The sequence below is a fragment of the Arthrobacter sp. Alg241-R88 genome (assembly GCF_900537115.1).
Lineage (GTDB): Bacteria > Actinomycetota > Actinomycetes > Actinomycetales > Micrococcaceae > Arthrobacter.
In genome coordinates, this window is sequence record NZ_UNRG01000008.1 from 64639 (window position 1) to 89753 (window position 25115).

Sequence of the window (25115 nt, forward strand, 5' to 3'; positions counted from 1 at the left end):
CGGCGGCTGCACGCGGCGCAGCTATTGCCCAGGAAGCCATCGACTGGCTGGGCTGGCAGAAGTAACGAAACTGGACGCTAGATCTTTTCCACGAGGAGGTTCCGGTAGGCCGCGCGGAGCGGTGCCATCTGCCTGAACCCGAGGTAGCCTCCGCCCAGCACCGTGTCCGATGGATCCTGCCAGTCAAGGAGCGGCAGCCCGTTGATGGAGAAGGCCACATTCCGGCCGTCCTTCACCACTTCCATCCGGTAGAAATCCACGGCGTCCTCTGCGGGCGGCAATGGGTCCGCGCCCTGGGCCACCAGCTCGAAGCCGGCGCTCTTGCGGAGGTTGCAGGTCCGGAAAGCCCGCTCCGACTGGTACTTGTGCCGGAAATACGAAACATGCAGGGCGTCCATGTCCCCCGAGTGGTACTGCGGGTAGTAGCCGGTCCGCGGAGTGAGTTCAGGGGAGAACAAATCCCGCCCGCCATGCCCGTTCGCAGCGAAAAACACCATGGCCAGCCCCGGTTCCTCAAGGGGGAGGAACTCCCAGCCGACCCGGATGCCGTCGGGGAACTCCTCGGGGCACCAGAACGACCAGTGCGCGTGGTCGCCGAACTCCTCGTCGTCCAGCGAGCCGGACAGCTCCAGGGCCCCTCCGTGGCTGCCCAGGCTCACGGGCCCTTCGCCTACCCAGTCCGCCACGTCCCCAGGACCGCTGAGCGGGTTGCTGTAAAGCACCTTCGTTCCCAGGCCGGCAGCTCCCACCTAGCCGCGCCCCGCCGTCGTACCTGCCAAACCCAAAGGGGCCAGCCCCAACTCCTGAAGCTGCCCCGCAACGTGCGCTGCCACCACGGCTGCACCCTGCTGGGAGAAGTGGGTGTTGTCCGTCAGTCCGTCGGGCCAGTGTGCATGTTCACCCGGTGCGAAGTGGCAGAAGAGGGAAATCGATTCCTCCCGCCCCAGCCGCACGTACAGCGCGCGGGTCCACGAGTTGAGGTCGATGACGGGCAGCCCCAGCTCCAGGCCGATCTCCCGCACCACCTCCGGATAGTCCTCCAGGCTCTCTTCCAAGGAAGCGTCCGACGACGGGCCGGCCAGGAAGTGCCGCCGCTCCACCGACGTGCACAGCACGGGTAGCGCTCCCAGGGCACGGACCCCGGCCACCATCCTGCGCAGGTTGGCGGCATAACCCGTACGTGCCGCGAGGTGCGGCTTCTTCTGGTCATTGTGGCCGAACTGGATCAGCACCAGGTCGCCATGGGCTGCCTCCGCCAGAAGGTGGCCCCAAAGCCCCTCCTCGCGGAAGGACTCAGTGCTGGCGCCGCCTTTGGCGAAATTGTGCACGGCAGCCCAGGTGTAAATATGCGGGGGCAGTTTGGCTCCCCAGCCGCTCATGGGGTACTCGTGCGTGGGGCAGTTGGCGACCGTGGAATCTCCGGCAAGCAGGACTTTCATGGTGTGCTTTCTGTAAGTGGACCGTTGACCTATCACTTCTGGTTCCCAAAACCCGGTTTTGGGAACCAAAAGTGATAGCGCAAGCGGGGCGCGGGTCAGCCCTTGACGGAACCGATCAGCATGCCTTTGGCGAAGTGTTTTTGCAGGAACGGGTAGAAGATCAGGATGGGCAGGGTTGCCACCACGATGACGGCGAACTTGATGCCCTGCTCCGGCGGGATGTAGGCGGGATCCACGTTGCCGGTGCCCAGGAGGTCAGACGCTGCCGTGACCTGGCGCAGGTACATTTGCAGGGTCCACTTGGAGTTATCCGAGAGGTAGAGCAGGGGTGACATGAAGTCGTTCCAGATGCCCACCGCGTAGAACAGCGCGAACGTGGCCAGGACGGGCTTGGACAGCGGGAGCAGGATCCGACAGAGGATCCCGATTTCCGTGGCGCCGTCCATCTTGGCCGATTCCTCCAGCTCCTGCGGAAGTTCCTGGAAGAAGTTCTTGATGATGATCAGGCTGAACGGGTTGATCGCCGCGGGCAGGATCAGCGCCCAGTAGGAGTTCAGCAGGCCCAGGTCCTTGACCAGCAGGAAGGTGGGGATCATGCCGCCGGAGAACACCATGGCAAAGACCACCAAGGACAGGATGACCTTGCGTCCGCGGAGGGTCCTTTTGGCCAGCGGGTAGGCCATGGTCACGGTGAACGCGAGCTGGACCAGGGTGCCGACGGCGGTGACCAGGACAGTGGTGACCAGCGCCCTGATGAACGCGGGGGTGGAGAAGATGTACTCGTAGGAGCCCAGGGTGAACTGTTCCGGCCAGACGAAGAACGCCCGCCGGGTGATTTCCGCTTCCGTGGCGAAGGAGCCGGCAATGACGTAGACGAACGGCAGCAGGGTGATGATGCCGACCAGGGACAGGAACACGTAGTTGGCGGCGTCGAAGATCCGCCCGCCGGTGGTGTTGTGGATTTTCATGGCTAGAACAGTCCGCTCTGGTTGAAGCGTTTGGCCAGGGCGTTGGTGCCGAAGATCAGCACGAGGCCCACCAGGGATTTGAAGAGCCCGACGGCGGTGGAGTAGCTGTAGGCGCCCTGGGTGATGCCCACGAAGTACACGTAAGTATCGAAGACGTCGGCCGCGGAGCGGTTCAGGGCGTTGGTCATCAGGTAGATCTGTTCGAAGCCGGTGTTCAGCATCTGCCCGATGGCCAGGATCAGCATCACGATGATGGTGGACCGGATGCCGGGCAGCGTGATGTGCCAGACGCGGCGGAACCTGCCGGCGCCGTCGATGATGGCGGCCTCGTACTGGTCCTGGTCAACGGTGGCGAGCGCGGCGAGGAAGATGATGGTTCCCCAGCCGGTGTTCTTCCAGATCTCCTGCAGCACAATCAGGGGCCGGAACCAGTTGGGGTCCGACAGGAAGTCGATGTTCGTGCCCATCACCGAGTTCAGGAACAGGAACAGCGGGCCGAAGTCCAGGGCAAAAAGCAGGAAGCTCAACGAGGCAACGATGGTCCAGGACAGGAAGTGCGGGATATAAACGAGGGTCTGGACGGTGCGCTTGAGGATCGAGAGGCGGACTTCATTCAGCAGCAGCGCCAGGACGATGGTCAACGGGAACGCGATACCAAGGTTCAGGAACGCCAGGATCAGGGTGTTGCCCAGCAGCCGCGGGAAGTCCGGGTTGGAGAAGAAGTCCTGGAAGTGCTGGAACCCCACCCACGGGCTGTCGTTCACGCCCAGGAAAGGAACGTAATCCTTGAAGGCGATGCTGACCCCGTACATGGGGCCGTAACGGAAGATGGCGAAGTACACCACGCCGGGCAGCAGCAGCAGGTACAGCCACTTGTAGTGCGCGAAGTGGACGGAGAACCTGCCCCGCTTCCGGGGGGCGGACGCAGGAGGCTGCGCCCGCTCCCCGGCTTCGGTGGCAATGACAGGGGCTGTCATTTACTTGTTGTCCTGCCAGAGCTTGTTGATCTCTTCCTTGACCTTGTCGCCGCCGCTGGTGTTCCACAGCTTGATGGCGTCCTTCAGGCCCTGCTCGTCGATCTGGCCGGCGAGGTACTTGATGCGGGCATCGGCAACGATGTTGTCCAGCTGCGCACCCTTGGAGACGTAGGTGGCGGACACGTACGGGGCGGCCGGGTTGTAGACGGCGCTCTTGAGGTCTTCTGCCATCACTTCGGTCCGCTTGTCGAAGACCTGCTGTTCGTAGTCGCTGGCCTGCTTGACCGGGTAGAAGCTGTTTCCGGCAACGTTCATGCCCAGCTGTGCGTAGCTCTTGATGTCCGTGTTGACGGCTTTGGCTTCCTCGGTTTCGGGCTTGATGGTGGCAGCCTTGCCATCCTCCAGCGTGAAGTTCACGCCTTCGATGCCGTTGTTGAGCAGCACGGCCACGTCCTTGCCGTTCATGGTGTTCAGGAACTCCAGCACGGTCTTCAATTCAGCCTCGGTCCGGACGCTGGACTTAGGGATGGCCAGGAAGCCGGAGTAGCCGTCGGTGGGGTGGGCATTGAGCTCGCCGTCCGGACCTTCAAGGTTGCCGACGAAACCCACCTTGTTTTCGAAGTTGTTCGGGTCTGCCTGCTTGAACAGGTTGATGAGGACGCTCACCCGGGAGTCGACGTCCACAATGATGCCGCCCTTACCGTTCAGGAACGGCTCGTTCCACTTGGTCGGGTCGAACGTGGCAAAGTCCGGGTTGATGAGCTTCTCGTCCACCATCTTTTTGACGAACCGGTTGGCTTCCAGGAATTCCTCCGTCTCGAAACTCGGGATCAGTTTCCCGTCCTTTTCGGTCCAGCGGTTGCCCGCGCCGTACCAGGTCTCGATGAAGTCGTACGGGCTGTTGGTTCCCAAGGCTCCCCACTTGGGGATGGTGATGCCCCAGGTATCGTTCTGGCCGTTGCCGTCCGGATCCTTTTCGGTAAATGCCTTCGCTACCTCATACAGGTCCTCTGTGGTCTTGGGAGCCTCAAGCCCAAGCTTGTCCAGCCAGTCCTGGCGGAACATAACAGCAGCACGCATGGGGGCGCGGCCGCGGTACACGCCGTACACCTTGCCATTGATGCTCGCGTTCTGCTGGATGTCCGGGAAGGTGGTCTTGAGGTTGGGGTACTCATCCAGCTTGTCCGTCAGGTCCCAGAAGGCACCGGCTTCGGCGTTCTTGACGAAGCCTGGCGTCTTGCCCTGGATGACCATCACGTGCGGGATCTCGGAGGAGGCCAGCGTGATGTTGGTCTTGTCCTCGTAGGAGGCGTTGGGAGCCCACGTGATGTTGACGTCCTTGCCCGTCAGCTCCTCGAGCTTCTTCTGGACGGCCCCGTCTGCGGAAGGCGGCTGCGCCTCGAGGAAGGGAGCCATAACGTTCACGGTGGAAATGTCTGCGGACTGGGTTTCACCTCCGCCGCAGGCAGTCAGGGTGAGCGCCGTGGCAGTTACGACGGCGGCGGCCAGGGACATTCTTCTGCGGATCATTTTGTTCCTATTCCACTTCTTCGGGGTCGGCTTTTGCTGTCCCCGGGCAGCGTCGAGCCCGGGCAGCATGAGGTCAGTTTTTGGTTAAGGGCGGGCGTTCAGCGCGCTATCAGCGCATGGTTATGGGTTAAGCCGGTGGCCGCGGCCTGCGGTTGCTCCGCGACGGCCGCCACCGAATCATCGTTGGCAGTAAAGAAGCGGTCGCACAGCCAGCCGGTCAGGTACAGCCAGGCACCGATGCTGAAGAACGGGATCAGGCCTGGGACCGCACCGCTCGCATACACCCCGGCTGCGGAGACGAACAGCAGGATGACTGTCCCCGCGAGGTGCCGGAGGGCGAACCGTGACGACATCAGGAAGTACTGGCCCAGAGGGAGCTCGTACCGGGCAAACATGGGGAAGAGGTAGCACACCGCGCCCGCAACAAAGATGGCTCCGACAAAGGTTGCAGCGGCAGCCAGCTGGGACGGGAAGCCGCCCGAGCCTGAAAAGTAGTTCCAGTTCATCGCGAGGGCAACGGCGACCCCCATAACAGGAAGGGCCAGCGCGTTGCCGCGGACAAAATTGCGGCAGTACTCGCGGGCGAAACCGGGCAGCAGGTGTGCAGCGTCGCCCCTGGCTCTCTTGCGGACCAGGATCTGCGCTGCTGCGGTGGCCGGGCCCGCGCCCAGGACACCGAGTCCCAGGACGGTGAAGGCGAGCCACAGCATATTGAGGCAAGCGATCCACAGGAGGGTGTCAAAGAACGAGTATGCGCGGGCGCTCCACGACGACGTTGACATGGCACGCCTCCCTTCGGTTCTCCATCGTTGCAGAAACGGGACCGGAGTGGCCCGCATCACGGAAGTAATCGGTTTCTCGAAAATCTAGACCTCCCCCGCGGGGCAGGTCAAGCTATTTTTTGAATCGTTACATAACTGGACTGGAGCCCTGTCCGTGGCGCACACTGGAGAGCGGAAAGCGCTTGCCCCGAATGCGCTTGCAGGAACACAGCCCTGTCCGGGCGGAATGGAGCACCATGGGAACGCCATCCGGCACCGTCGCCGGGACCCAGCCCCGGGATCTCACTACGTCAGCAGCAGCTAACGTGCTGCCAGCCGGCGAGCCTGGGTCGGAGCAGTCCGGCGGCCCTGCTTCCAAGGTGGCGCTGGTAGGTGTCCACGGCTTCGGCACCCACCACCTGCGGAACCTTGAGCGCCTCCAGGCGGCCGGCGTCGTCGACCTTGTTGCCGTTGCTGACCCCAATCCCCCTGCGCCGGGTTCGGTCCCGGCAACGACGCATGTTTTTCCTGGGCTGGCTGAATTGCTTGCGGAGACCGACGGGCTTGACCTCATCATTGTCGCCACCCCCATCCAGACCCATGCCCCGCTGGGCCTCGCAGCACTGGCCACCGCCGCCGACCTCTACCTGGAGAAGCCGCCGGTCGCGTCACTCGCGGACTTCACCAAGCTTTGCGACGCTGCCGAAACAAATGGACGCAGCGTCCAGATCGGCTTCCAGAGCCTGGGTTCCCACGCACTGCAGGCGATCGGGAAGCTGCTCGCCGACGGAACCATCGGCAGGCTGGAGGGTATCTCGGCCACCGGCCGCTGGGTGCGGGACCGTGCCTACTACAAGCGGTCACGCTGGGCCGGCAAACGCACCATTGACGGCGTGGACGTGGTGGACGGCGCAGCCACCAACCCCCTTGCGCATGCGGTGGCAACAGCCCTTCGGATTGCGGGGGCACGCACTACTGAGGACATTGCTTCGCTTGAAACCGAGCTTTACCGTGCAAATGACATCGAGTCCGATGACACCTCGGTGATCCGGATCCGCACCAGCTCAGGGCTGCCCATCACCTGCGCCCTGACGCTGTGCGCCACCGAATCCGTGGAACCCTACGTGACCCTGCAAGGATCGAAGGGCACCGCCGTCTTCCACTACACGGAGGACCGGCTCACTGTGGAAACCGCCGGGGGCAGCTCCGAGGAAGTGTTCGGCAGGGACGACCTGACCGAAAACCTGCTGGCCCACCGCAACAGCGGCGCTCCGCTCATCAGCCCGCTCCTGGACAGCGGCGCTTTTATGCTCGTCCTGGAAGCCATCCGGACCGCTCCGCTGCCGGCCCCCATCGACGAGGCATACCTCCGGTGGGAGGGCGAGGGAGATGCGGCTCACGCTGTGCTCACCGGCATCGAGGATGCCCTGGCACGTGCCGCCGCGCAGCACGCCACCTTCAGCGAACTCGGGCTCCCCTGGGCCGGTACCGCCCCGCACGTCTTCACCCTGCCGGTTTCCTGAATGCCCCGCATTCCAACTGGACAGCCGGCGACTTCCGTGACTGCACGAGGGCAGCTGCAGGCCACCCACCTGTTGACGGAAGGGCTCTCCCCCTGCCTGACGGCGGGAGCATGCCCCTCGTTCAGCTGGCAGCTTGTCCAGCCCGAGGAATCGGATCCGTCCCGTGCCCGGCAGGCCGGCTACGAAATCGTAGTGCAGGATGCCGCAGGGTCCCAGGTGTGGAGTTCCGGCCAGGTTGCTTCGGACTGCCCCGTCTCTGCTGCCTATGAGGGACCAGCGCTCGACGACGATGCGGACTACGTGTGGCGGGTCCGGGTGTGGGACGCGGCGGGCCTTCCGGGAGCCTGGTCGAAACCGCAGCAGTTCAGCACCGGCCTCTCGGACGCCGGCTGGGGAGCGGACTGGGTGCACCGGGCTCCGGGCGGACGCGCTCCCCTGGAGGTCCTGGACGGGGCGCTGCGCGTAGCAGGCACGCCGTTCCTGCCCATCCCCTGCCCTCCGCTTCGCGCTTTCCGGCTGCAGGCGCGCCTCCGGCCAATGATGGGCTGGGCCGGTGTCGTCGTCCGGAGCTCCGGCCCCGGGACGGGGCTGCTGCTGGAACTCGATGCCGCCGGCGGCGTGGTGCTTCGCCGGGCGACCGAGTGGGAGATTCCCGTACCTTCGGCCCCCGCCACCGAGGTCCTGGCCAGTACCCAGGCGAACCCGGCGGCCACCGGGTGGCGGGACCTGGAGGTCACGGACGACGGCGGCGCCATCACCGTGGCCGTGGACGGCATCGAGCTACTGGCCTGGACGGAGCTGGCAGCGCCCGGCGGGCAGGGACGGCTGGCCCTTCACCAGGGGCCCCGCAGCCAGGCCGAATACCTGTCGCTTCACGTCACGGACACCTCCAGCGGAAAACCCGGCGAGCTGCTCCTCGACCATCAGTTCGGCGCCGGCACCGACCTTGCCCGCGCGAACCTCCCTCACTGGGCCGGCACCACAGCACACCGCCAGCCGGACGAGTGGACACTGTTCAGCAGCACCGTCAAGCTCACCGGCACGGTGGCCAGGGCCCGTCTCTTTATGGCGGCAAACCATCACGCAGAGCTCTCCCTGGGCGGCACCAAATGCCTCAGCACCACGTCCTTTGGCTACCCCGGCGAAGGCTATTACGACGCCGCGGACGTCACCGGACTGCTCACCGGGCTTTCGGATGGCACGGCGGGCACCGCGGCGGGGCCGCAGGACGTAGAGGTGCCGCTGACAGCGCTGCTGCACTGGTACGGACCCGGGCAGGGCCGCGCCGCCGGCCTCCCGGGCCTCCTGGTCCGCCTCAGTGTCGACTATGCTGACGGCCGGCGCGAGGTCTTTGTGTCCGGCCCGGATTGGCTGGCGTCCGAGGCGCCCTACCGCCAGTCGGGCTACCGCAATGACGAGGGCGACCCCGTGGAGCACCTGGACGGCCTGGCCGCGGCTGCCCTGCCCGCCGTCGAACAGATGCCTCCCGCCTTGAGCTACGGCAGCCACCCTTGCCCCGATTTCCCGGCCCTTCACCCGCGGCGGACTGTGCTGGCGGAAGAGTTCGTAGCGCCGCAGGCGTTCCTGACCGCCGACGACGGAACGCTGGTGGCGGACTTCGGCCAGGTCATTCCCGGCCGCCCCGAGGTGGACTTCCTCAGCGGCATCCCCGGCCGGACCGTCATGATCCGGGCGGGTTACGTCCTTTGCGCCAACGGCAGGGTGGACACCGGCAAGACCGCCAGCCAGAACACCGACATGTCCTTCCCCTACACCCAGGCGGCGGGGCCACAGCAGTACCGGGCCACGGTGCACCTGGGCTTTCGGTACCTTGAGCTGCCCGGCGTGGACGCCGCGGACCTGTCCAGGGTGGGCGCTGTGGTGGTCCACGGCCGGCACCCCGGCGAGGGGACGTTCACCAGTTCCGATGCCACGCTGAATGACGTGTTCCGGCTCCTGCGGGATTCGGCGCTCTACGGAGTGCAGGAGCAGTTCGTGGACACGCCCACCCGGGAGAAGGGCCAGTTCCTGGCCGACGCCGTCAACATCTCCTACGCCACCATGTCCCTCTTCGGCGAACACGCCTATACCGCCCAGGCGCTGCGGGAGTTCGGCTGGTCGGCCGCCCGCTACTGGACCGACGGAGCAGACAAAGGCCGCTACAACGCCGTCTACCCCAACGGTGACGGAAAACGGGACATCCCCGACTTCTCGCTGATGATCCCGGAGTGGGCCGAGGAGTACCACCGCCGGACCGGAGACCTGGCACTGGTCAGGGAGCTGCTGCCGCATCTCTGTGACACGGCGGACTACGTCTTGCGATACATCCCGGCAGAGGGCCCGACGGCGGGACTGGTCACCCAACTGGGTGGCGGCTCCGGCCCCTACCTCCACGGCATCGTGGACTGGCCGGCCCCGGGCCGTTTCGGCTACGACATGGACTGCGCCGCCAAGACCACCGTCAACGCCCAGGCCTACTCCGCCCTCATCTCAACCTCCCGGCTCTGCGCCCTGGCCGGACAGGAGGATGCTGCTGTCGAGTACGCCCGGCGGGCCCGCACCCTGGCAGGGGCCATCCGTACCCGCCTCCGCGTGGACGGTGTGATGGTGGACGGCATCCACGCCGACGGCATACCCAGCTCCCACGCCTCCCAGCACGCCACCTCCTTCCCGCTCTCGCTGGGGATCACCGGCACTGACCACGCCAGCGGGGATGGCCTGCGAATTGCCGGCATGGGCATGCGGCAGGGACCCCTGACGGTGCACCGGCTGGTCCGGGCGCTGCTGTCCCAAGGCCTCACCGATGCCGTCCTGGACCTGCTCACCAACAAGGACCAGCCCGGCTGGGCGCAGCTCCTGGAGCGCGGCGCAACCTTCACGTGGGAGGCCTGGGACCTGGCGGAAGGTACGGACTACAGCCAGTCGCATGCCTGGTCCGCTTCGGTGGTCAAGGAGATCCTCGAGCACCTGCTCGGCGTCCGCTACGCCTCGGCCGGCGGCCGTGAACTCCTGATCCAACCGCCGCTGTGCCGGCTTGAGCATGCCCGCGGCACCATTCCGGCAGGCAACGGCGACGTGGAAGTCAACTGGAGCCGGGACAGCGGGCTGGTGCGCCTGGAATGCACGGTCCCTGCCGGGGTTACTGCCGTCGTCCGGCTGCCGGCCGGCACCTACGGAATCAAGGGACCGACGCCGGATGCCGCCGTCGTTCTTTCCACTGCGGAAGGCGGGGCTGCTGCCGCCGGGGACGCCCCGGCCGCGCACCCAACGCGGGATTTCAGGGTGCACGCCGGGACCTGGACTTTCACGCCCGGCAGCTGATTCCCCCGCTTAATCCCAACTAGGTAGCACTAAGTGTCGTTATGAGCGCCCATAACGACACTTGCTGCTACCTAGTTGGGCCAGGCCCCCAGTCCCTTTGTTTCCGGGAGTTCCGCCACAGAAGCACACCGATCACGGCGGCGGACACCGTGCCCAGCGCACCGGTGGTCACGAGTCCGAGCCGTACGCCGAACTGCTCCGTCAGCCAGCCGGCCAGCAGGCCGCCCAGGGCATGTCCTCCCAGCAGCAGTGGCAGGTACAAAGCCATCACCCGGCCGCGGATCTCCGGGCCGGCCTCCAGCTGCACGGCGGTGGCGGCACTGGTCAGGAACAGCAGGGTCATCAGGCCCACCACCACCAGCATGACAATAAAGAGGATGAGGTTGGGCATCAGGGCCGCCACCAGCTGGGAGAAGCCGAAGAGGCCTGCAGCCAGTACGATCCCCTTCCGGCCCAGGCTCCGGAGGCGGGCGGCCAGCAACGCACCGGCCAGGGCTCCAACGGCGCTGACGGTGTTGAACAGCCCGAACCCTTCAACGCCGTTGTGCCACACCCGTTCGGCAAAGGCAGCCAGCACCACGGGCCCGTTCATACCAAACATCCCCAGGAGTCCGGCCAAGGCAATAACCAGCAGCAGCGAAGGCCGTTCCCGGACGTAGCGGAACCCCGCCAGGAGCTGGCCCCTCCCCCGTTCCGCCGGAATGCTCGGGTGCAGCTCGGCCGGGCGGATAGCGGCGATCAGGCAAAGCACCAGCAGGCACAACAGTGAGTTCGCGGCGAACGCTGCGGCCGATCCGAGCTGTGCAATGACGATTCCAGCAAGCGCAGGCCCGGCCATGGCGCCCAGTTGGCCGATCGCGTTGTTGATGCCGATTGCGGGCCTGAGTGCGGCGTCGCCCACTACTTCGTTGACGAACACCTGGCTGGCGGGCTGGTTGATGGCTGACGTTACGCCCAGCGCCACGCAACTGGCGTACACAGCCCAGACGGTGACGGTTCCACTCGCGGCCCACACGGCGAGGGCCAGGGCGAGGAAGGCAATGACGGCTTGGCAGACCATCATGATCCGGCGTTTGGGAAACATGTCCACCAGCAGGCCGCTGAGGGGTCCCACGATCAGCATCGGCAGGAACTGCAGTGCCACCGCCACACCCACGGCGGCGGGGCTGCCGGTGAGCTGCAGCACCAGCCAATCCTGGGCGAGCCGCTGCATCCACACCCCTACACTGCCGGTGAACACAAGGACCAGGAAGAGCCGGTAGTTGCGCTGCTTGAGGGGCTGGTACCAGGGCGGCTGGCTCTTCGTCGAGCGGAGGGACTGTTCGGAACGCTGGCGGTCGGAAGACACGTCGGACTCAACTCACATTAGTGACGGGCAAAACCAGGAAATGTTTGTAGCTTGCGGGAGTTGCCCTCCGCTGGTGCAACTCGGTGCTGAGGGTCTTGGTGTTTCAGGAGCGGGTGGAGCGCAGTTTGACTGCTGCAGCGGCGAGGATCAGGGTGCCGGGCACCACCACGAAGAGTGCTGCCAGCATCCAGACGAACACAACGGCCCCGAAGAGCGCAGCGGCCAGCAGGAGCGACCCGCTCCAGTCCTTCAGGGACAGTGCCTGGCCGGTCTCAAGCGCGGAGCGCCAGGCGCTGCGTGCATCGGCGCGGGAGCCGGCGAAGTCGGACCATGCGGCGGCACTGCGCAGGAGCACAATGGCTGCGGCAGCAGCCAGGATCAGGGTTGCCGGCAGCACCACTTCCCGGCCCGGCAGCTGCCCTACCCAAGCGAGCAACAGGTTGAGGACAATCACGACGGCGGCTACCGCCGTCGTGATTCCAAGCTTCCAGCTGCCCGGCAGGGCAGCCTTGAAGGCGCCCCAGAGGCCGCGGACGGAATCATCCCGGCCGGCGAGGTGCCGTTCCAGATGGGCGATCCCCGCCGCATAGGCGGCGGGGATCGTTACCAGCGGAATGGACAGCACCAGCACCAGCACCCCTGCCAGGAGGGTCTCGGAGAACAACGCGAAGCGGTTTACCGGGACGGGCTCGTGGTGGTTGGGGGCGGGTGTGGTGCTGTCCATGACGCTCATTTTCTGTATCGGCTTCCGGGCGTCAGCCCTTGAGGCCCTGGGTGGAGACGCCTTCAACAATGTACCGCTGGAAGACCAGGAAGAAGATCAGCACCGGCAGCAGGGCCAGGACGGACATGGCGATCATTGCACCGTAGTCCGAGCTCTGGGTCTGGTCCACGAACAGTCGCAAAGCCAGGGGCAGCGGGTACTTGTCCGGGGTGTTCAGGTAGAGCAGCGGGCCCAGGAAGTCGTTCCAGCTCCAGATGAAGGAGAAGATCGAAGTGGAGATCAGTGCCGGCTTCATCAGCGGCAGCATGATGGAGGTGAAGATCCGGACGTGGCCGGCGCCGTCGATCCTGGCGGCCTCGTCCAGCTCGCCCGGCAGGTTGCGCATGAACTGGACCATCAGGAACACGAAGAACGCGTCAGCGGCCAGGAACTTGCCGATCAGCAGCGGCACGTACGTATCCACCAGGCCAAGCTGCTGGAACACAATGTACTGCGGGATGATCACCACGTGGAACGGCAGGAGCAGGGTTGCGATCATCATGCCGAAGAAGACGCTGCGGCCCGGGAACTTGATCCTGGCGAACGCGTACGCCGAGACGCTGGCGGACAGGATGGTTCCCACCACGGCACCAATAGCCAGGACCAGCGAGTTGGTGAAGAACTGCAGGGTGGAAACGCCACCGATGCCTTCCATCGCCGTGACGAAGTTGTCGAAGCTGAAGTTGTTGGACCACAGCGACGTGTTGGCGCCGCCGATCTCAGCGTTCGGTTTGAACGAGGAGGCGATCATCCACAGGCCCGGGTAAAGGACCACGGCCGTCAATGCGAGTGCCACCACGTGGAAGAGGGTGCTCTTGGCGCGCTTGGCCGTCACGGACTCGGACTTGGGATTGTAGTGCGCCAACTGTGCGTCCGGGAGGGACTGCGTGGGGGTTGCCGTGCTTGTCATTTTGCATCACCGCTGTAGTGGACCCAGGACTTGGACGTGCGGAAGATAATCAGGGTAAGGATGCCCACCACGATCAGGAGCAGCCAGGCCATCGCCGAGGCGTAGCCCATCCGGAAGTCGCTGAAGCCCCGCAGGTACAGGTAAAGGGTGTAGAAGAGGGTGGAGCCGGCCGGGCCGCCTTCACCGTTGGAGATGATGTAGGCCGAGTTGAAGATCTGGAACGCGTGGATGGTTTCCATCAGCAGGTTGAAGAAGATCACCGGGGAAAGCATGGGCCAGGTGATGTTGAAGAACTTCCGGATCGGACCGGCACCGTCCATGGATGCGGCTTCGTACAGATCCGCCGGGATCTGCTTCAGGCCGGCGAGGAAGATCACCATCGGGGCGCCGAATTGCCAGACGGTCAGCAGGATGAACATCGGCATGGTCATAGCCGGGTTGCCCACCCAGCCGCCGAGGTTGATTCCGAAGAAGGACAGGCCCTGGTCCACCGGGCCGGCGTCGCCGAACATGGCCTTCCAGACGATGGCGATGGACACGGACGCGCCGATCAGGGACGGGGCGTAGAACGCGGAGCGGTAGAAACCCTGGCCGCGGCGCTTGCTGTTCAGGAGCATTGCCACTGCAAGTGCGGCGGCGAGCTTGAGCGGGGTACCGAACACAACGTAGCTGACGGTCACGCCCACCGACTGCAGGAACCTTTCGTCCTGGAAGAGAGTGGTGTAGTTGTCCAGGCCGATCCACTTGGGCGGCTCGAACAGGTTGTAGTTGGTGAAGGACAGGTAGAGCGAGGAAATCATGGGCCCAACAGTGAGGGCGATGAATCCCAGCAGCCAGGGCAGCAGGAAGGTGTAGCCGGCGCGGGCATCCGCCCCGCGCTGCCGCGACTTGCGCGGCAGCGGGGAGTCGGACTGTGCCGAACGCCTGCTCAATGTTGGGCTTTGAGTCACGAGTTCAATCCGTCAGTTGTGATCGTCGGGCAGACACTATGCTGCTCAGGCGTTCTGCTTGATGAGGTCTTCGGCTTCCTTGAACCATGCGTCGGCTGCGCCGTCGATGGTCAGCTTGCCGTAGTTCAGGTCCGAGCTGACGCGCTTGAAGGAGGCCTCGAGGGTACCGAAGCCCACGATGGGCGGCTCGGGAGCGTCCTTGAGGTACTGCTCGATGGACTTTTCGTAGTCCACCACCAGCTTGTCGGTGCCTTCGAAGGTGGTGCCGTCGCGCTGGGTCTTCGATGCCGGGACACCGCGGGAGGTCTTGAAGATCTGGCCAACCTCGGGGTCGTTGATCATGAAGTCGATGAAGCGGGCAGCCGCGTCCTTGAACTTGGTCTTGGCGCTGGCCACCATCAGCATGGACGGCTTCAGGAACAGGCCAAGGTTATCCGGGTCATCCGAGGGCGGCGGCACCAGCTTGAGTTCCTTCGCACCACTGTCCGCGAGGTAGCCGGCCATGAAGTTGTCCCACGTGACTTCGGTGGCGGTGACGTTCGAGCCGAAGGGAGACTTCGGGGCGAGCTGGGTGACGCGCTCTTCGGTAATGATGGCAGGCGTGCCGCGCAGGCCCGCCGTGGTGTTCCACCACTTCTTCATGTCGTCCTTGGTGAAGCCGAGCTTGCCGTCCTCGGTGAAGGCCTCGATGTTGTTCTGGCGCAGCCAGATGTTGAACATCCACCAAACACCGGTGTAGTCGGTGGAGCCGAAGATCGCACTGTTGCTCTTGGTGCCAACCTCGGTCAGGAAGTCGTTGAACTCTTTGTAGCTCCACTTCCCGGTGGGCTCCGCGATCCCCAGGGACGCCAGCTTGGCGGGATCGTAGTAGACGGCGAAGGCGTTGGTGCTGGTGGGGATGCCGTAGGTCTTGCCCCTGATCTGGCCTGACGGCAGGAGGGACTTGTCAAAGGCGTCGGTGTTGATGTTCACGGTGCCCAGGTCCAGGAGCTGGTTGCGCTGGCCGTAGTCGCGCAGGTAGGAGAGGTCCCACTGCATCACGTCCGGCAGGCCGCCGCCGGCTGCCTCGGTGGCACGCTTCTGCCAGTAGCCGGCGAAGTCGGTGAAGTTGCCGTTGACCTTGATGTCCGGGTTCTTCGACTCGAACAGGGCGATCGCCTTGCGGGTACGCTCGGCGCGGTCATCGTTGCCCCACCAGGTGTAGTTGATGGTGACGGGGTTCTCGGCGGAGCCGGTTTCTCCGGCGCTGGTGCTGGAGCCTGTTCCGCAGGCCGCCAGAGCGGCGGCAGATGCGGTGCCGACGGCTACGGTGGTGAGGAAATGCCTTCTGTTGATCATGAGAGCCTCCTTGCTCGATGTGTGCAATCCCAGTCGCTCACCCTACAACGTGAGTAGTGAGCTGGCTTACACGGCTTCTGAAACGATACAATATCGGCATTCCCGGAAATGGGCAAGCGTTTTCCAAAGATCTGATTTTCGAGCCAGTTCCATCTTCCCAGCAGACAAAGGAGTCCCATGACTTTGCAGGAAACCTCCAGCCCGGCCAGCGTCTGGAACAACATCGAAGGTATTGCCTACGGCGGCGACTACAACCCCGAACAGTGGCCGGTCAGCGTCCGGCTGGAGGACCTGGAGCTGATGCAGGAGGCGGGGGTGAACTTCCTCAGCGTGGGCATCTTCTCCTGGGCGCTGCTGGAGCCGGAAGAGGGCAAGTACCACTTCGGCTGGCTGGATGAGGTGATGGACAACCTGGCGGGAATCGGAGTCAAGGTTGCCCTGGCCACTGCAACGGCCGCTCCCCCTGCCTGGCTGGTACGCAAGCATCCGGAAATCCTGCCCGTCACGGCGGACGGAACCGTGCTGGGGCCGGGCTCACGGCGGCACTACACGCCGTCGTCGGCCGTTTACCGCCGCTACGCAACCGGCATCACGCGGGTGCTGGCGGAGCGCTACAAGGACCATCCCGCCCTTGCACTCTGGCACGTGGACAACGAACTCGGCTGCCACGTCTCCGAGTTTTATGGTGAAGAAGACGCCGCCGCCTTCCGGCTCTGGCTTGAGCGGCGGTATGGGAGCATCGATGCCCTCAATGCCTCGTGGGGTACGGCATTCTGGTCCCAGAACTACGCCTCGTTCGAGGAAATCCTGCCGCCAGGCGCCGCGCCTTCGACGTTGAACCCGGGCCAGCAGCTGGACTTCCAGCGCTTCAACTCCTGGGCCCTGATGGACTACTACCGGGACCTTGTCGCCGTCCTGCGCGAGGTCACGCCGGGGGTGCCGTGCACCACCAACCTGATGGCATCCAGCGCCACGAAATCCATGGACTACTTCGACTGGGCCAAGGACTTGGACGTCATCGCCAACGACCACTACCTGGTTGCGGCTGATCCCGAACGGCAGATCGAACTCGCGTTCAGCGCAGACCTTACCCGGGGCATCGCGGGAGGTGACCCGTGGATCCTGATGGAACATTCGACGTCGGCCGTCAACTGGCAGCCGCGCAACCAGCCCAAGATGCCCGGTGAAATGCTGCGCAACTCGCTGGCCCACGTGGCGCGTGGTGCTGACGCGGTGATGTTTTTCCAGTGGCGCCAGAGCTTCGCCGGCTCGGAGAAGTTCCACTCTGCGATGGTGCCGCATGGCGGCCGGGACACGCGCGTGTGGCGCGAGGTGGTTGACCTCGGCGCGGCCCTGAAGCGACTGGCTCCGGTGCGCGGTTCGCGGGTGGAATCACGCGTGGCTATTGTGTTCGACTACGAGGCCTGGTGGGCGAGCGAAATCGACTCCAAGCCCAGCCAGGACGTGAAGTACTTGGACCTGCTGCGGGCCTTCCACCGGTCGCTTTTCCTGCGGGGGGTGTCCGTGGATATGGTGCACCCGTCGGCGTCGCTTGAGGGTTACGATCTCGTCCTGGTGTGCACCCTATACTCGGTCACCGATGAGGCTGCAGCCAATATTTCGGCTGCCGCCGCTGCCGGTGCCACAGTGCTGGTGAGCTACTTCAGTGGGATTGTGGACGAAAAGGACCACGTGCGGCTGGGCGGCTACCCGGGTGCATTCCGGGAGGTGCTGGGCGTGCGCGTGGAGGAGTTCCATCCCCTGCTGGCGGGCGGGCAGCTGAAATTGAACGACGGCGGTGTCTCTTCCATCTGGAGCGAGCATGTCCACCTGGAGGGTGCCGAAGCGGTCCAGACTTTTACGGAGTATCCGCTGGAGGGCGTACCGTCCCTGACCCGGCGGGCGGTGGGCGAAGGGGCCGCGTGGTACCTCGCCACATTCCCGGATCGGGACGGCATCGAGGCGCTTGTGGACCGGTTGCTGGCCGAATCGGGTGTTGCCGCGGCAGCCGTTGCGGATCCCGGCGTGGAGGTGGTCCGCCGGCGTTCTGCCGATGGCCGCAGCTTCCTGTTTGCCATCAACCACTCGCGGACGTCCGGGGCTGTCCAGGCCGCCGGCGTTAATCTGCTCTCCGGCCAGCCGTTCGACGGGGTTGTGCCTGCCGGCGGTGTTGTGGTGGTCGCGGAGGACTGACCTCCATTCATTGGGGCGCCGCTTCAGCACGGCGCCCTAAGGCTTGGCGTGCGTACGACGGCGGCGCCTCCCTTGGCGCCCCGTCGCTCCTTATTGCGGCTGGGCACCGCACCACGGGAACGCTTGGCTGTTTGTGGCCTGGCGCGTTGCTGCCGCCAGGTTTTCCACATACAGCTTTTCTCAGCAGTTTTTGTCAGACCCTGCTGGAAGACTTTATTCATGGAAGCGGTTCAGGAGTTGGCAAGCGCAGGCGCAGCGGAGAACCGCCCTGTCGCTTCTGTTACTGACGTCGTTGAATCGCTGGCTTCTGTTCCTGTCGCTGGTGATAGTGCGGGAATGATTGACCAGTTGCGGGAATTGGAGGATCTGAAGGCGGCGGCCGCTGCTAAGCAGGCCCGGATTGCTGTGGCCTACAGCCTCGCGAGAAGACAAGAACAGGCCGCGGCGGGTGTCCCGGCTGATGAGCTCGGTGCCGGGGTGGGAGCGGAAATCGCCCTCGCCCGCCGCGAGTCCCCCTCCCGGGGCGGCCGGCTGCTGGGCTTGGGGCAAGCCCTCGTCACCGAGATGCCCCGCACCCTCGCAGCGCTTGAGTCCGGGCAGCTGAACGAGTGGCGCGCCACCCTGGTCGTGAAGGAAACAGCCTGCCTGTCCGCCGAGGACCGGGCCGCCGTGGACGAAGAGCTCGCCGCCGACACCGGCACGCTCACCGGAGCCGGGGACGGGGCCATCACCGGCGCCGTCCGTGCCGCAGCGTACCGGCGCGACCCTCAGTCTGTCGCGAAGCGGGCGTCCCATGCCGTCTCCGAGCGCACCGTCAGCCTGCGCCCTGCGCCCGACACCATGGCCTACCTGACCGCGCTGGTTCCGGTCGCGCAGGGCGTCGCCGCCTATGCAGCCCTCACCCGCCACGCCGACGCCCTTAAGTCTTCCGGCGATGAACGTCCCAAGGGCGCGATCATGGCCGACGCCCTCATCGAACGCCTCACCGGCACCCCGGGCGGGATCACCGGCGTCGAGATCCAGCTGGTGATGACCGACCGCACCCTCTTCCAAGGCGACAGTGAACCAGCCCGACTCACCGGCTACGGCGTCGTCCCCGGCAGCTGGGCTAGAAAAGCGGTCATGGCAGCGTTTGGCCCAGAGCCTGCGGGCAGGGAAACAGTTGCTGAAAAAGTGGGCACGGGAGCAACAGGTTCTGGGAACACGGGCGCCGCGGCGCCTTCAGCAGCAACCCCGGAGAGTGCCGAGTTCAAGGTCTGGCTTCGCAGGCTCTACACCGCCCCGGCCGACGGGGAACTGGTCGCGATGGATTCCAAGGCTCGGCTCTTCCCACCGGGGCTCCGCAGGTTCATTCAAGTACGGGACGATACCTGCCGCACTCCATACTGCGACGCGCCCATCCGACACCACGACCACATCACCCCCTGGCACAACGACGGCCCCACCACCAGCCGAAACGGCCAAGGCCTCTGCGAAGCCTGCAACCACACCAAAGAAGCACCAGGCTGGACAGCCACACCCGTACCGGGACCCCGCCACACAGTAGAACTCCGCACACCCACGGGCCATACCTACCGATCCACTGCCCCACCCCTGCCAGGAACCGCATTACCGATGGCCGCGAAGCACTCGGTGCAGGTACTCGGCCGTGTTGCACCACGCAACCTTTGGCCCCAGCGGCGGCGGGTCCTTATCCCGTCGGGCGACCGGGCCCAATAAACAGACCCCACCTGGGTCCCACGGCTTGTAGTGGCTTACCAGTGACGGCCCGAACAACTCCTTAAACAGCTCCGTCCCGGGAGGAACCAATGGTTCCCACCGGGACGGAGCTGCCACCCGCCGTCGGACACTATGGGCGGAGGAGGCGTCCTCCCAAGGTGTCCAGAGCCGTGTTCGTTGGCGGTGTGAAAACTAGGTGTGAAGACTAACTGCTGATGGCGGACTTCATCTCGTCGTGTGCCTTCTTGCCAGCCTCTTCGGTGGACAGCCGCTCGAAGAGAACCTCAGAGGTGTAGCGCTTGATGATTTCCTGGATGGAGCCGGCGCCCTTCGGCGGAGGTGCCGGAGCCTCGCCCAGCTCATCCTTGATCTGGTCGATGAACTTGACCACCTTGACGTCGGCCGGGGTCAGCTTGGGTTCGATGGCTGCCCGGACGTCGGAGTTCGGGTAGACACCACGGTCGGCCAGGAGTGTTTCGCCGGCCTTGACGTCGTTGGCCAGGAAGTCGATGAACTTGGCGGTTTCCTCAGGGTGCTTGGTGCGTGAGGAGGCAGACCAGAACTGCGAAGCCTTGTACCAGAGTCCGGCGTCATCGGCCTTTCCGGTCTTGGTGGGGAACCGCAGGATCTTCAGGTCACCGCCGGATGCCTTTTCCAGGGCAGGAGCCTGGTTGGACCACCAGAAGGCCATGCCGTTCTTGCCGGTGGCGAGTCCGCTCTGGTCCAGCGGTGCGGCCTCAGCTTCTACGACCTCGGAAGCGGACGGAACTGCCTTCTTCTCGCTGAGCTGCTTCAGGAACGCCCACCAGTCGGCGATGTCGCTCGGCTCAAAGCCCAACTTGCCGTCGGAGGTGTACAGGGACTTGCCGTTCTGGCGGAGCCAGACGCCCAGTGAAGCCTCATCGGTTCCGTAGGCTGCGGCACCGTAGGTGCCCTGGGGAGACTTGGCGGTGATTTCGGTGGCAATCCGTTCGAAGTCCTGCCAGGTCCACGTGGAGTCGTCGGGCAGCGGCACTCCAGCGGCTTCGAAGACTTTGGGGTTGGCCAGGATGGTTGCGGCGTTGATACCGGCCGCAATGCCGGTCAGGCCGTCCTCGCTCTTGCCGGCGTTGAGTGCCGCTTCGTCGAGCTTGGAGGTATCGATCTCGTACTTCGACAGGTCCAGAAGGGCGCCGCGGCTGGAGTATTCAGTGATGTACTTTTCGTCCATCTGGATGATGTCCGGTGCATCGTTGGCCGCGACCTGGGTGGCCAGCTTGTCCCAGTAGCCGCTCCAGTCACCAAATTCGGGCTTGATCTTGATGTTGGGGTTTTCAGCCTCGAACTGCTTGATGGCTTCCTGCGTCAGCTGGGCCCGCTTGTCGCCACCCCACCAGGAGAAACGCAGTTCGACGGGACCATCAGCGCTCTCCGAAGCAGCTCCTCCGCCACAGGCACTAAGGGCCATGACGACGGCGGCAGCAGCTGCTACCAGGCCTGTCTTGCGTAGCGGGCGGCGTGAGCCCGTGGTGGGTGTCTCTGCCGATTGCTTGGCAGCAGACGCAGGGCGGGAAAATAGCGGCACTGGATACTCCGATCTTCTTTGATCATGGTGCTGGTTGATCAGGTGCTGGGGATTGGGTTGGGGATGGAACCAGGAGCAGGAGGGGAAAACGGGAAACCGCTTTCTGTACCTAATGCTACAAGTGCTCAACTTGTATTACAAGATGTTTTTTATGACTGTTTTATAACGGCAGAAACGGCCCGCCATCGGACGGGCCGTTTCGCAAAGCGCCGTAGCATCAGCGGCAACTGCCGCGCTGCTGGTCGGCAGGGACTACTTGATACCGGTGGTGGCGATGCCCTTGATGAGGAACCGCTGGCCAAAGAGGAACACCAGGAAGACGGGCAGCAGGGACACGATGGACATCGCGAACAGTGATCCCCAGCTCGTGGCCGACTGCGAATCCACGAAGGCCCGCAGTGCCACCGGAACCGTGAACATATCGGGGTCCGTCAGGTAGATCAGGGCGCCGAAGAAGTCGTTCCAGGTCCAGATGAAGGTGAAGATGGTGGTGGTGGCCAGTGCCGGCACCATCAGCGGCAGGATGAGCCGCAGGAAGATGCGCGGGTGGCCGGCGCCGTCGATCCTGGCGGCCTCATCCAGTTCGCGGGGAATGCCCCGGATGAACTGCACCATCAGGAAGACGAAGAACGCTTCCGTTGCCAGCAGCTTGGGCACGATCAGCGGCCAGAACGTGTTCACCCAGCCGATCTGCGAGAACAGGATGTACTGCGGGACAATCACCACGTGGAACGGAAGCATGATGGTCAGCAGCATAATGCCGAACAGCAGCTTCTTGGCCGTGAACTGCAGCCGGGCGAAGGCGTACGCGGCCATCGAGCACGAGATCAGGTTGCCCAGGATGGATCCGATCACCACAATCGCCGAGTTGATCATGTAGTGCCCGAAGGGGTGGGTCAGCGCGGACCAACCGGACGTGTAGTTGCTCATCTCCAGGCTGTTCAGCCACAGGCCGGGCTCGCGGAAGATCAGCTCGTTGGGCCGCAGCGATGACACCACCATCCACAGCAGCGGGTAAATCATAAGCCCGCCGGCAAGGATGAGGATGGCGTGTTTCATCAGCGCTTTGCTGCGCTGCGCCTTGCTGAAGGCCAGGGTGCCCCGGGACTCCCTGACTTTGGGCTTGCGGCGGTTCGTAGGCTTGCCCGCGCCGGCAGTCTCCGGGGTGGGCAGCGTCTCAAGCTTAGTCGTCATAGAAAACCCAATACTTAGAAGCGATGAAGTTGATGGCGGTGAAGATGCCGATGATCACCAGGAGGAGCCAGGCCATGGCGGACGCGTAGCCCATGTCGAACTGGCCGAATCCCTTTTGGTAGAGGTAGAGGGTGAAGAACATGGTGGAGTCCGAGGGCCCGCCGTTACCGCCGGAGACGATGAACGCCTGGGTGAACGACTGGAACGAACCGATGATCTGGAGCACCAGGTTGAAGAAGATGATGGGGCTCAGCATCGGCATGGTGATCCGCCAGAACTGCTGGAGGGTGGTGGCGCCGTCAACCTTTGCGGCCTCGTAGTACATGGTGGGGATCTGCCGCAGGCCTGCCAGGAAGATGATCATCGGGGCGCCGAAGGTCCACACGTGCAGCAGGATGATGGAACCAAGGGCCGTGCTGGGATCCGAGATCCAGCCCGGTCCCTGGATACCAAACATCGCAAGGACCTGGTTCACCAGGCCGGTAGTGCCGAAGATCTGCTTCCAGAGGATGGCAACGGCCACAGATCCGCCCAGCAGGGACGGCAGGTAGAACACCGAGCGGTAGAACGGCAGCCCGCGCATGCCCTTGTCAAGGACAAGGGCGATCAGGAGCGCCACGGCCAGTTGGAGCGGGACACCGATGAACACGTAGGTGAAGGTCACGCCGAGGGAGTTGTGCAGCCGGGCGTCCGTGAGCATCCGGGTGAAGTTCTCCAAACCGACCCATTCCGGAGGCTGGAGGAGGTTGTAGTCCGTGAAGGACAGGTAGAGGGACATCAGCATGGGGCCGATGGTGATGGCGATGAGGCCTACCAGCCACGGCAGCAGGAAGATATAGGCGGCCTTATTGTCGCGGCTGTTCGCCTTCTTCTCTTCCGGGGTCGCTTTGCCCTTCTTCCGGGAAATCGAGCTGAGTTCGCTGATGGCGCTCACTGCGGCAACCCCGTTCCGTGCAGCGGGCCCGCTGCAGCCGGCATTCCAGCCGGGCGCGGTGCCCTGGGTATGTCTTTAGCGGCCATGTGGTCTCCTTTGGTCATCGTGGCCTCCACGTATTTGGTATCGCCGGAGCGAGTACGGACGCCCACCGCCCTCGGCCGCACTTCCTAAAAGAAGCGGACCAGGAGTGGCGATCATCCGTTGCGCCACCTGGCGGTGGTCGGATTCAAAAGCGGCTCCGTACCAAAGTAAACGGTTTCTTGACTCTTGTATAGCCCTTTGTTAGTTTTTGAGAAAACGCTTTCTGTAGTCGGCGTCACTTCACCGGAAATCATCAACCAAGGGGCAGGACAATGCGGTTTAGTCTCAAAAAGTCGTCCAAGGCAGTCGCCGGCGCATCAGCAGCGCTGGCACTGGTTCTCACAGGCTGCGGCAGCAGTCCGGAAGCCAGCAAGGTGGGGACTGTTGAAGACCCCGTCACCATCCGCTTCGCCTGGTGGGGCAACGATTCCCGCGCCAAGACCACCTTGGAAGTCATCAAGGACTTCGAAGCGGCGAACCCCACCATCAAGGTGCAGGGCGAGAACACGGAATTCAGTTCCTACTGGGACAAGATGGCCACCCAGATCGCAGGCGGCACCACCCCGGACGTCTTCGCCATGAGCGGCGCCTATCCCAGCGAATATGCGAGCCGGGGCGTGCTGCTGGACCTGGACAAGGTCAAGGACCAGATCGATACGTCAAAGTTCGCAGAGGGCACTGTGGACCTGGGCAAGATCGACGGCAAGCAGTACACCATCACCGCTGGCGTCAACTCCATGTCCATGGTGGTCGACCCGAAAGTCTTCGAGGCTGCCGGAGTCGAGCTGCCCGACGATGAGACCTGGACTTGGGACGACTACGCCGAAATCGCCGCAGAGATTACCAAGAAGTCTCCGGCCGGAACCTTCGGTACCACGCCTATGACCAACGACTCGTTCCTTGCGGTATGGGCACGCCAGCACGGCGAGGACCTCTACAGGGATGACGGCAAGAAGCTGGGCATCAGCGAGGACACCGCTACCGAGTGGTTCGAGATGAACAAGAAGCTGATGGAAACCGGCGCCGCACCCTCGGCCTCCCAGACTGTGGAGGACAACTCTGCCCAGCCCGAGTTGACGCTGATGGGCCAGGGCAAGCAGGGCATGAAGATCTCCTGGAGCAACCAGATGAACTCGTACTCAGGCTCACCGCTGGTGATGATGAAGCTCCCGAACGAGAGCAAGCAGCCGGGCACGTGGCTGCGGTCCTCCATGGAATATGCCATCTCTTCGAAGTCGGCGCACCCCAAGGAAGCAGCCATGTTCATCAACTACCTGGTGAACAACGTGGACGCGGCCACCAAGATCAAGAGCGACCGCGGCATGCCTGCCAACACCGAACTCAAGGCCGCCATCACGCCTCTCCTCAAGGAATCCCAGCAGAAGGAAGCGGAATACCTGGACCGGATCGCCGAGCTGAAGATCGAGCCGCCGCTGCCCTTCCCCGCCGGTTCGTCGGCCACCATGGAGGTCATTAACCGGCTCAACACGGATGTACTGTTCGGAAAGACCTCACCGCGGGACGCTGCCAAGGCCTTTATCCAAGAGGTCAACTCGAACCTGGGCTAACCCGGCACGGACAATTCCGCACCGCAACATC

19 protein-coding genes are annotated in these 25115 nt (G+C 64.1%); 5 read left to right on the forward strand and 14 right to left on the reverse strand.

What is annotated here, in order from left to right:
* Positions 1-77: 77 nt before the first annotated feature.
* The 6 genes from G6R19_RS16070 to G6R19_RS16095 form a co-directional block, all read right to left on the reverse strand.
* Positions 78-749 carry a DUF1961 family protein gene (locus G6R19_RS16070; protein WP_163166766.1) on the reverse strand — a complete coding sequence of 224 codons (672 nt, stop codon included), beginning with the start codon at positions 747-749 and terminating at the stop codon, positions 78-80.
* Positions 750-1439 carry a rhamnogalacturonan acetylesterase gene (locus tag G6R19_RS16075; RefSeq protein WP_163166768.1) on the reverse strand — a complete coding sequence of 230 codons (690 nt, stop codon included), beginning with the start codon at positions 1437-1439 and terminating at the stop codon, positions 750-752.
* A gap of 95 nt (positions 1440-1534) precedes the next feature.
* Positions 1535-2407, reverse strand: a complete 873-nt coding sequence (locus G6R19_RS16080) for a carbohydrate ABC transporter permease (RefSeq protein ID WP_163166770.1) — start codon at positions 2405-2407, stop codon at positions 1535-1537.
* A gap of 2 nt (positions 2408-2409) precedes the next feature.
* On the reverse strand, positions 2410-3384 hold the full coding sequence (locus tag G6R19_RS16085; RefSeq protein ID WP_163166772.1) for an ABC transporter permease subunit: 975 nt from the start codon (positions 3382-3384) through the stop codon (positions 2410-2412).
* On the reverse strand, positions 3385-4914 hold the full coding sequence (locus G6R19_RS16090) for an extracellular solute-binding protein (protein WP_163166774.1): 1530 nt from the start codon (positions 4912-4914) through the stop codon (positions 3385-3387).
* Positions 4915-5012: 98 nt separating this feature from the next.
* Complete coding sequence (locus G6R19_RS16095; RefSeq protein ID WP_163166776.1) at positions 5013-5696, reverse strand: DUF624 domain-containing protein; 684 nt, start codon at positions 5694-5696, stop codon at positions 5013-5015.
* 236 nt (positions 5697-5932) lie between these two features.
* Here G6R19_RS16095 and G6R19_RS16100 point away from each other — a divergent pair, with 236 nt between their 5' ends.
* Together G6R19_RS16100 and G6R19_RS16105 are read left to right on the forward strand one after the other, a co-directional pair.
* Entirely contained in the window at positions 5933-7198 is a 1266-nt protein-coding gene (locus tag G6R19_RS16100) for a Gfo/Idh/MocA family oxidoreductase (protein ID WP_163166778.1), read from the forward strand.
* 36 nt (positions 7199-7234) lie between these two features.
* Positions 7235-10519, forward strand: a complete 3285-nt coding sequence (locus tag G6R19_RS16105) for a family 78 glycoside hydrolase catalytic domain (protein ID WP_240341917.1) — start codon at positions 7235-7237, stop codon at positions 10517-10519.
* A 67-nt stretch (positions 10520-10586) separates the two neighbouring features.
* Here the strand turns inward: G6R19_RS16105 and G6R19_RS16110 are convergent, their stop codons facing one another.
* The 5 genes from G6R19_RS16110 to G6R19_RS16130 all read right to left on the reverse strand — a co-directional run bounded on the left by G6R19_RS16110 (position 10587) and on the right by G6R19_RS16130 (position 15828).
* Complete coding sequence (locus tag G6R19_RS16110; RefSeq protein WP_163166782.1) at positions 10587-11867, reverse strand: MFS transporter; 1281 nt, start codon at positions 11865-11867, stop codon at positions 10587-10589.
* 103 nt (positions 11868-11970) lie between these two features.
* A complete protein-coding gene (locus G6R19_RS16115; RefSeq protein ID WP_163166784.1) occupies positions 11971-12600 on the reverse strand; it encodes a Poxvirus protein I5 in 630 nt (209 codons plus the stop codon).
* A gap of 22 nt (positions 12601-12622) precedes the next feature.
* Entirely contained in the window at positions 12623-13540 is a 918-nt protein-coding gene (locus G6R19_RS16120) for a carbohydrate ABC transporter permease (RefSeq protein WP_163166786.1), read from the reverse strand.
* Positions 13537-14490 carry a sugar ABC transporter permease gene (locus G6R19_RS16125; RefSeq protein ID WP_163166788.1) on the reverse strand — a complete coding sequence of 318 codons (954 nt, stop codon included), beginning with the start codon at positions 14488-14490 and terminating at the stop codon, positions 13537-13539. The genes G6R19_RS16120 and G6R19_RS16125 overlap by 4 nt, the downstream gene beginning before the upstream one ends.
* A 45-nt stretch (positions 14491-14535) precedes the next feature.
* Entirely contained in the window at positions 14536-15828 is a 1293-nt protein-coding gene (locus G6R19_RS16130; RefSeq protein WP_163166790.1) for an ABC transporter substrate-binding protein, read from the reverse strand.
* Between the two features lie 177 nt (positions 15829-16005).
* On the opposite strand from G6R19_RS16130, the gene G6R19_RS16135 reads away from it, so the two are divergent.
* Together G6R19_RS16135 and G6R19_RS16140 are read left to right on the forward strand one after the other, a co-directional pair.
* The gene (locus G6R19_RS16135; protein WP_163166792.1) at positions 16006-18021 is read left to right on the forward strand and encodes a beta-galactosidase; all 2016 of its coding nucleotides are present in this window, start codon (positions 16006-16008) and stop codon (positions 18019-18021) included.
* A gap of 336 nt (positions 18022-18357) precedes the next feature.
* Complete coding sequence (locus tag G6R19_RS16140) at positions 18358-19740, forward strand: DUF222 domain-containing protein (protein WP_163166794.1); 1383 nt, start codon at positions 18358-18360, stop codon at positions 19738-19740.
* Positions 19741-19945: 205 nt separating this feature from the next.
* Here G6R19_RS16140 and G6R19_RS16145 read toward each other — a convergent pair whose 3' ends face one another.
* The 3 genes from G6R19_RS16145 to G6R19_RS16155 all read right to left on the reverse strand — a co-directional run bounded on the left by G6R19_RS16145 (position 19946) and on the right by G6R19_RS16155 (position 23432).
* Positions 19946-21304 (reverse strand): extracellular solute-binding protein, encoded by a 1359-nt coding sequence (locus G6R19_RS16145; protein WP_163166796.1) that lies wholly within the window; start codon positions 21302-21304, stop codon positions 19946-19948.
* A gap of 252 nt (positions 21305-21556) precedes the next feature.
* Positions 21557-22498 (reverse strand): carbohydrate ABC transporter permease, encoded by a 942-nt coding sequence (locus G6R19_RS16150; RefSeq protein ID WP_163166798.1) that lies wholly within the window; start codon positions 22496-22498, stop codon positions 21557-21559.
* Positions 22488-23432, reverse strand: a complete 945-nt coding sequence (locus G6R19_RS16155) for a sugar ABC transporter permease (RefSeq protein ID WP_163166800.1) — start codon at positions 23430-23432, stop codon at positions 22488-22490. Before G6R19_RS16155 ends, G6R19_RS16150 begins: the two co-directional genes overlap by 11 nt.
* 356 nt (positions 23433-23788) lie before the next feature.
* Here G6R19_RS16155 and G6R19_RS16160 point away from each other — a divergent pair, with 356 nt between their 5' ends.
* A complete protein-coding gene (locus tag G6R19_RS16160) occupies positions 23789-25084 on the forward strand; it encodes a sugar ABC transporter substrate-binding protein (RefSeq protein WP_163166802.1) in 1296 nt (431 codons plus the stop codon).
* Positions 25085-25115 lie beyond the last annotated feature (31 nt).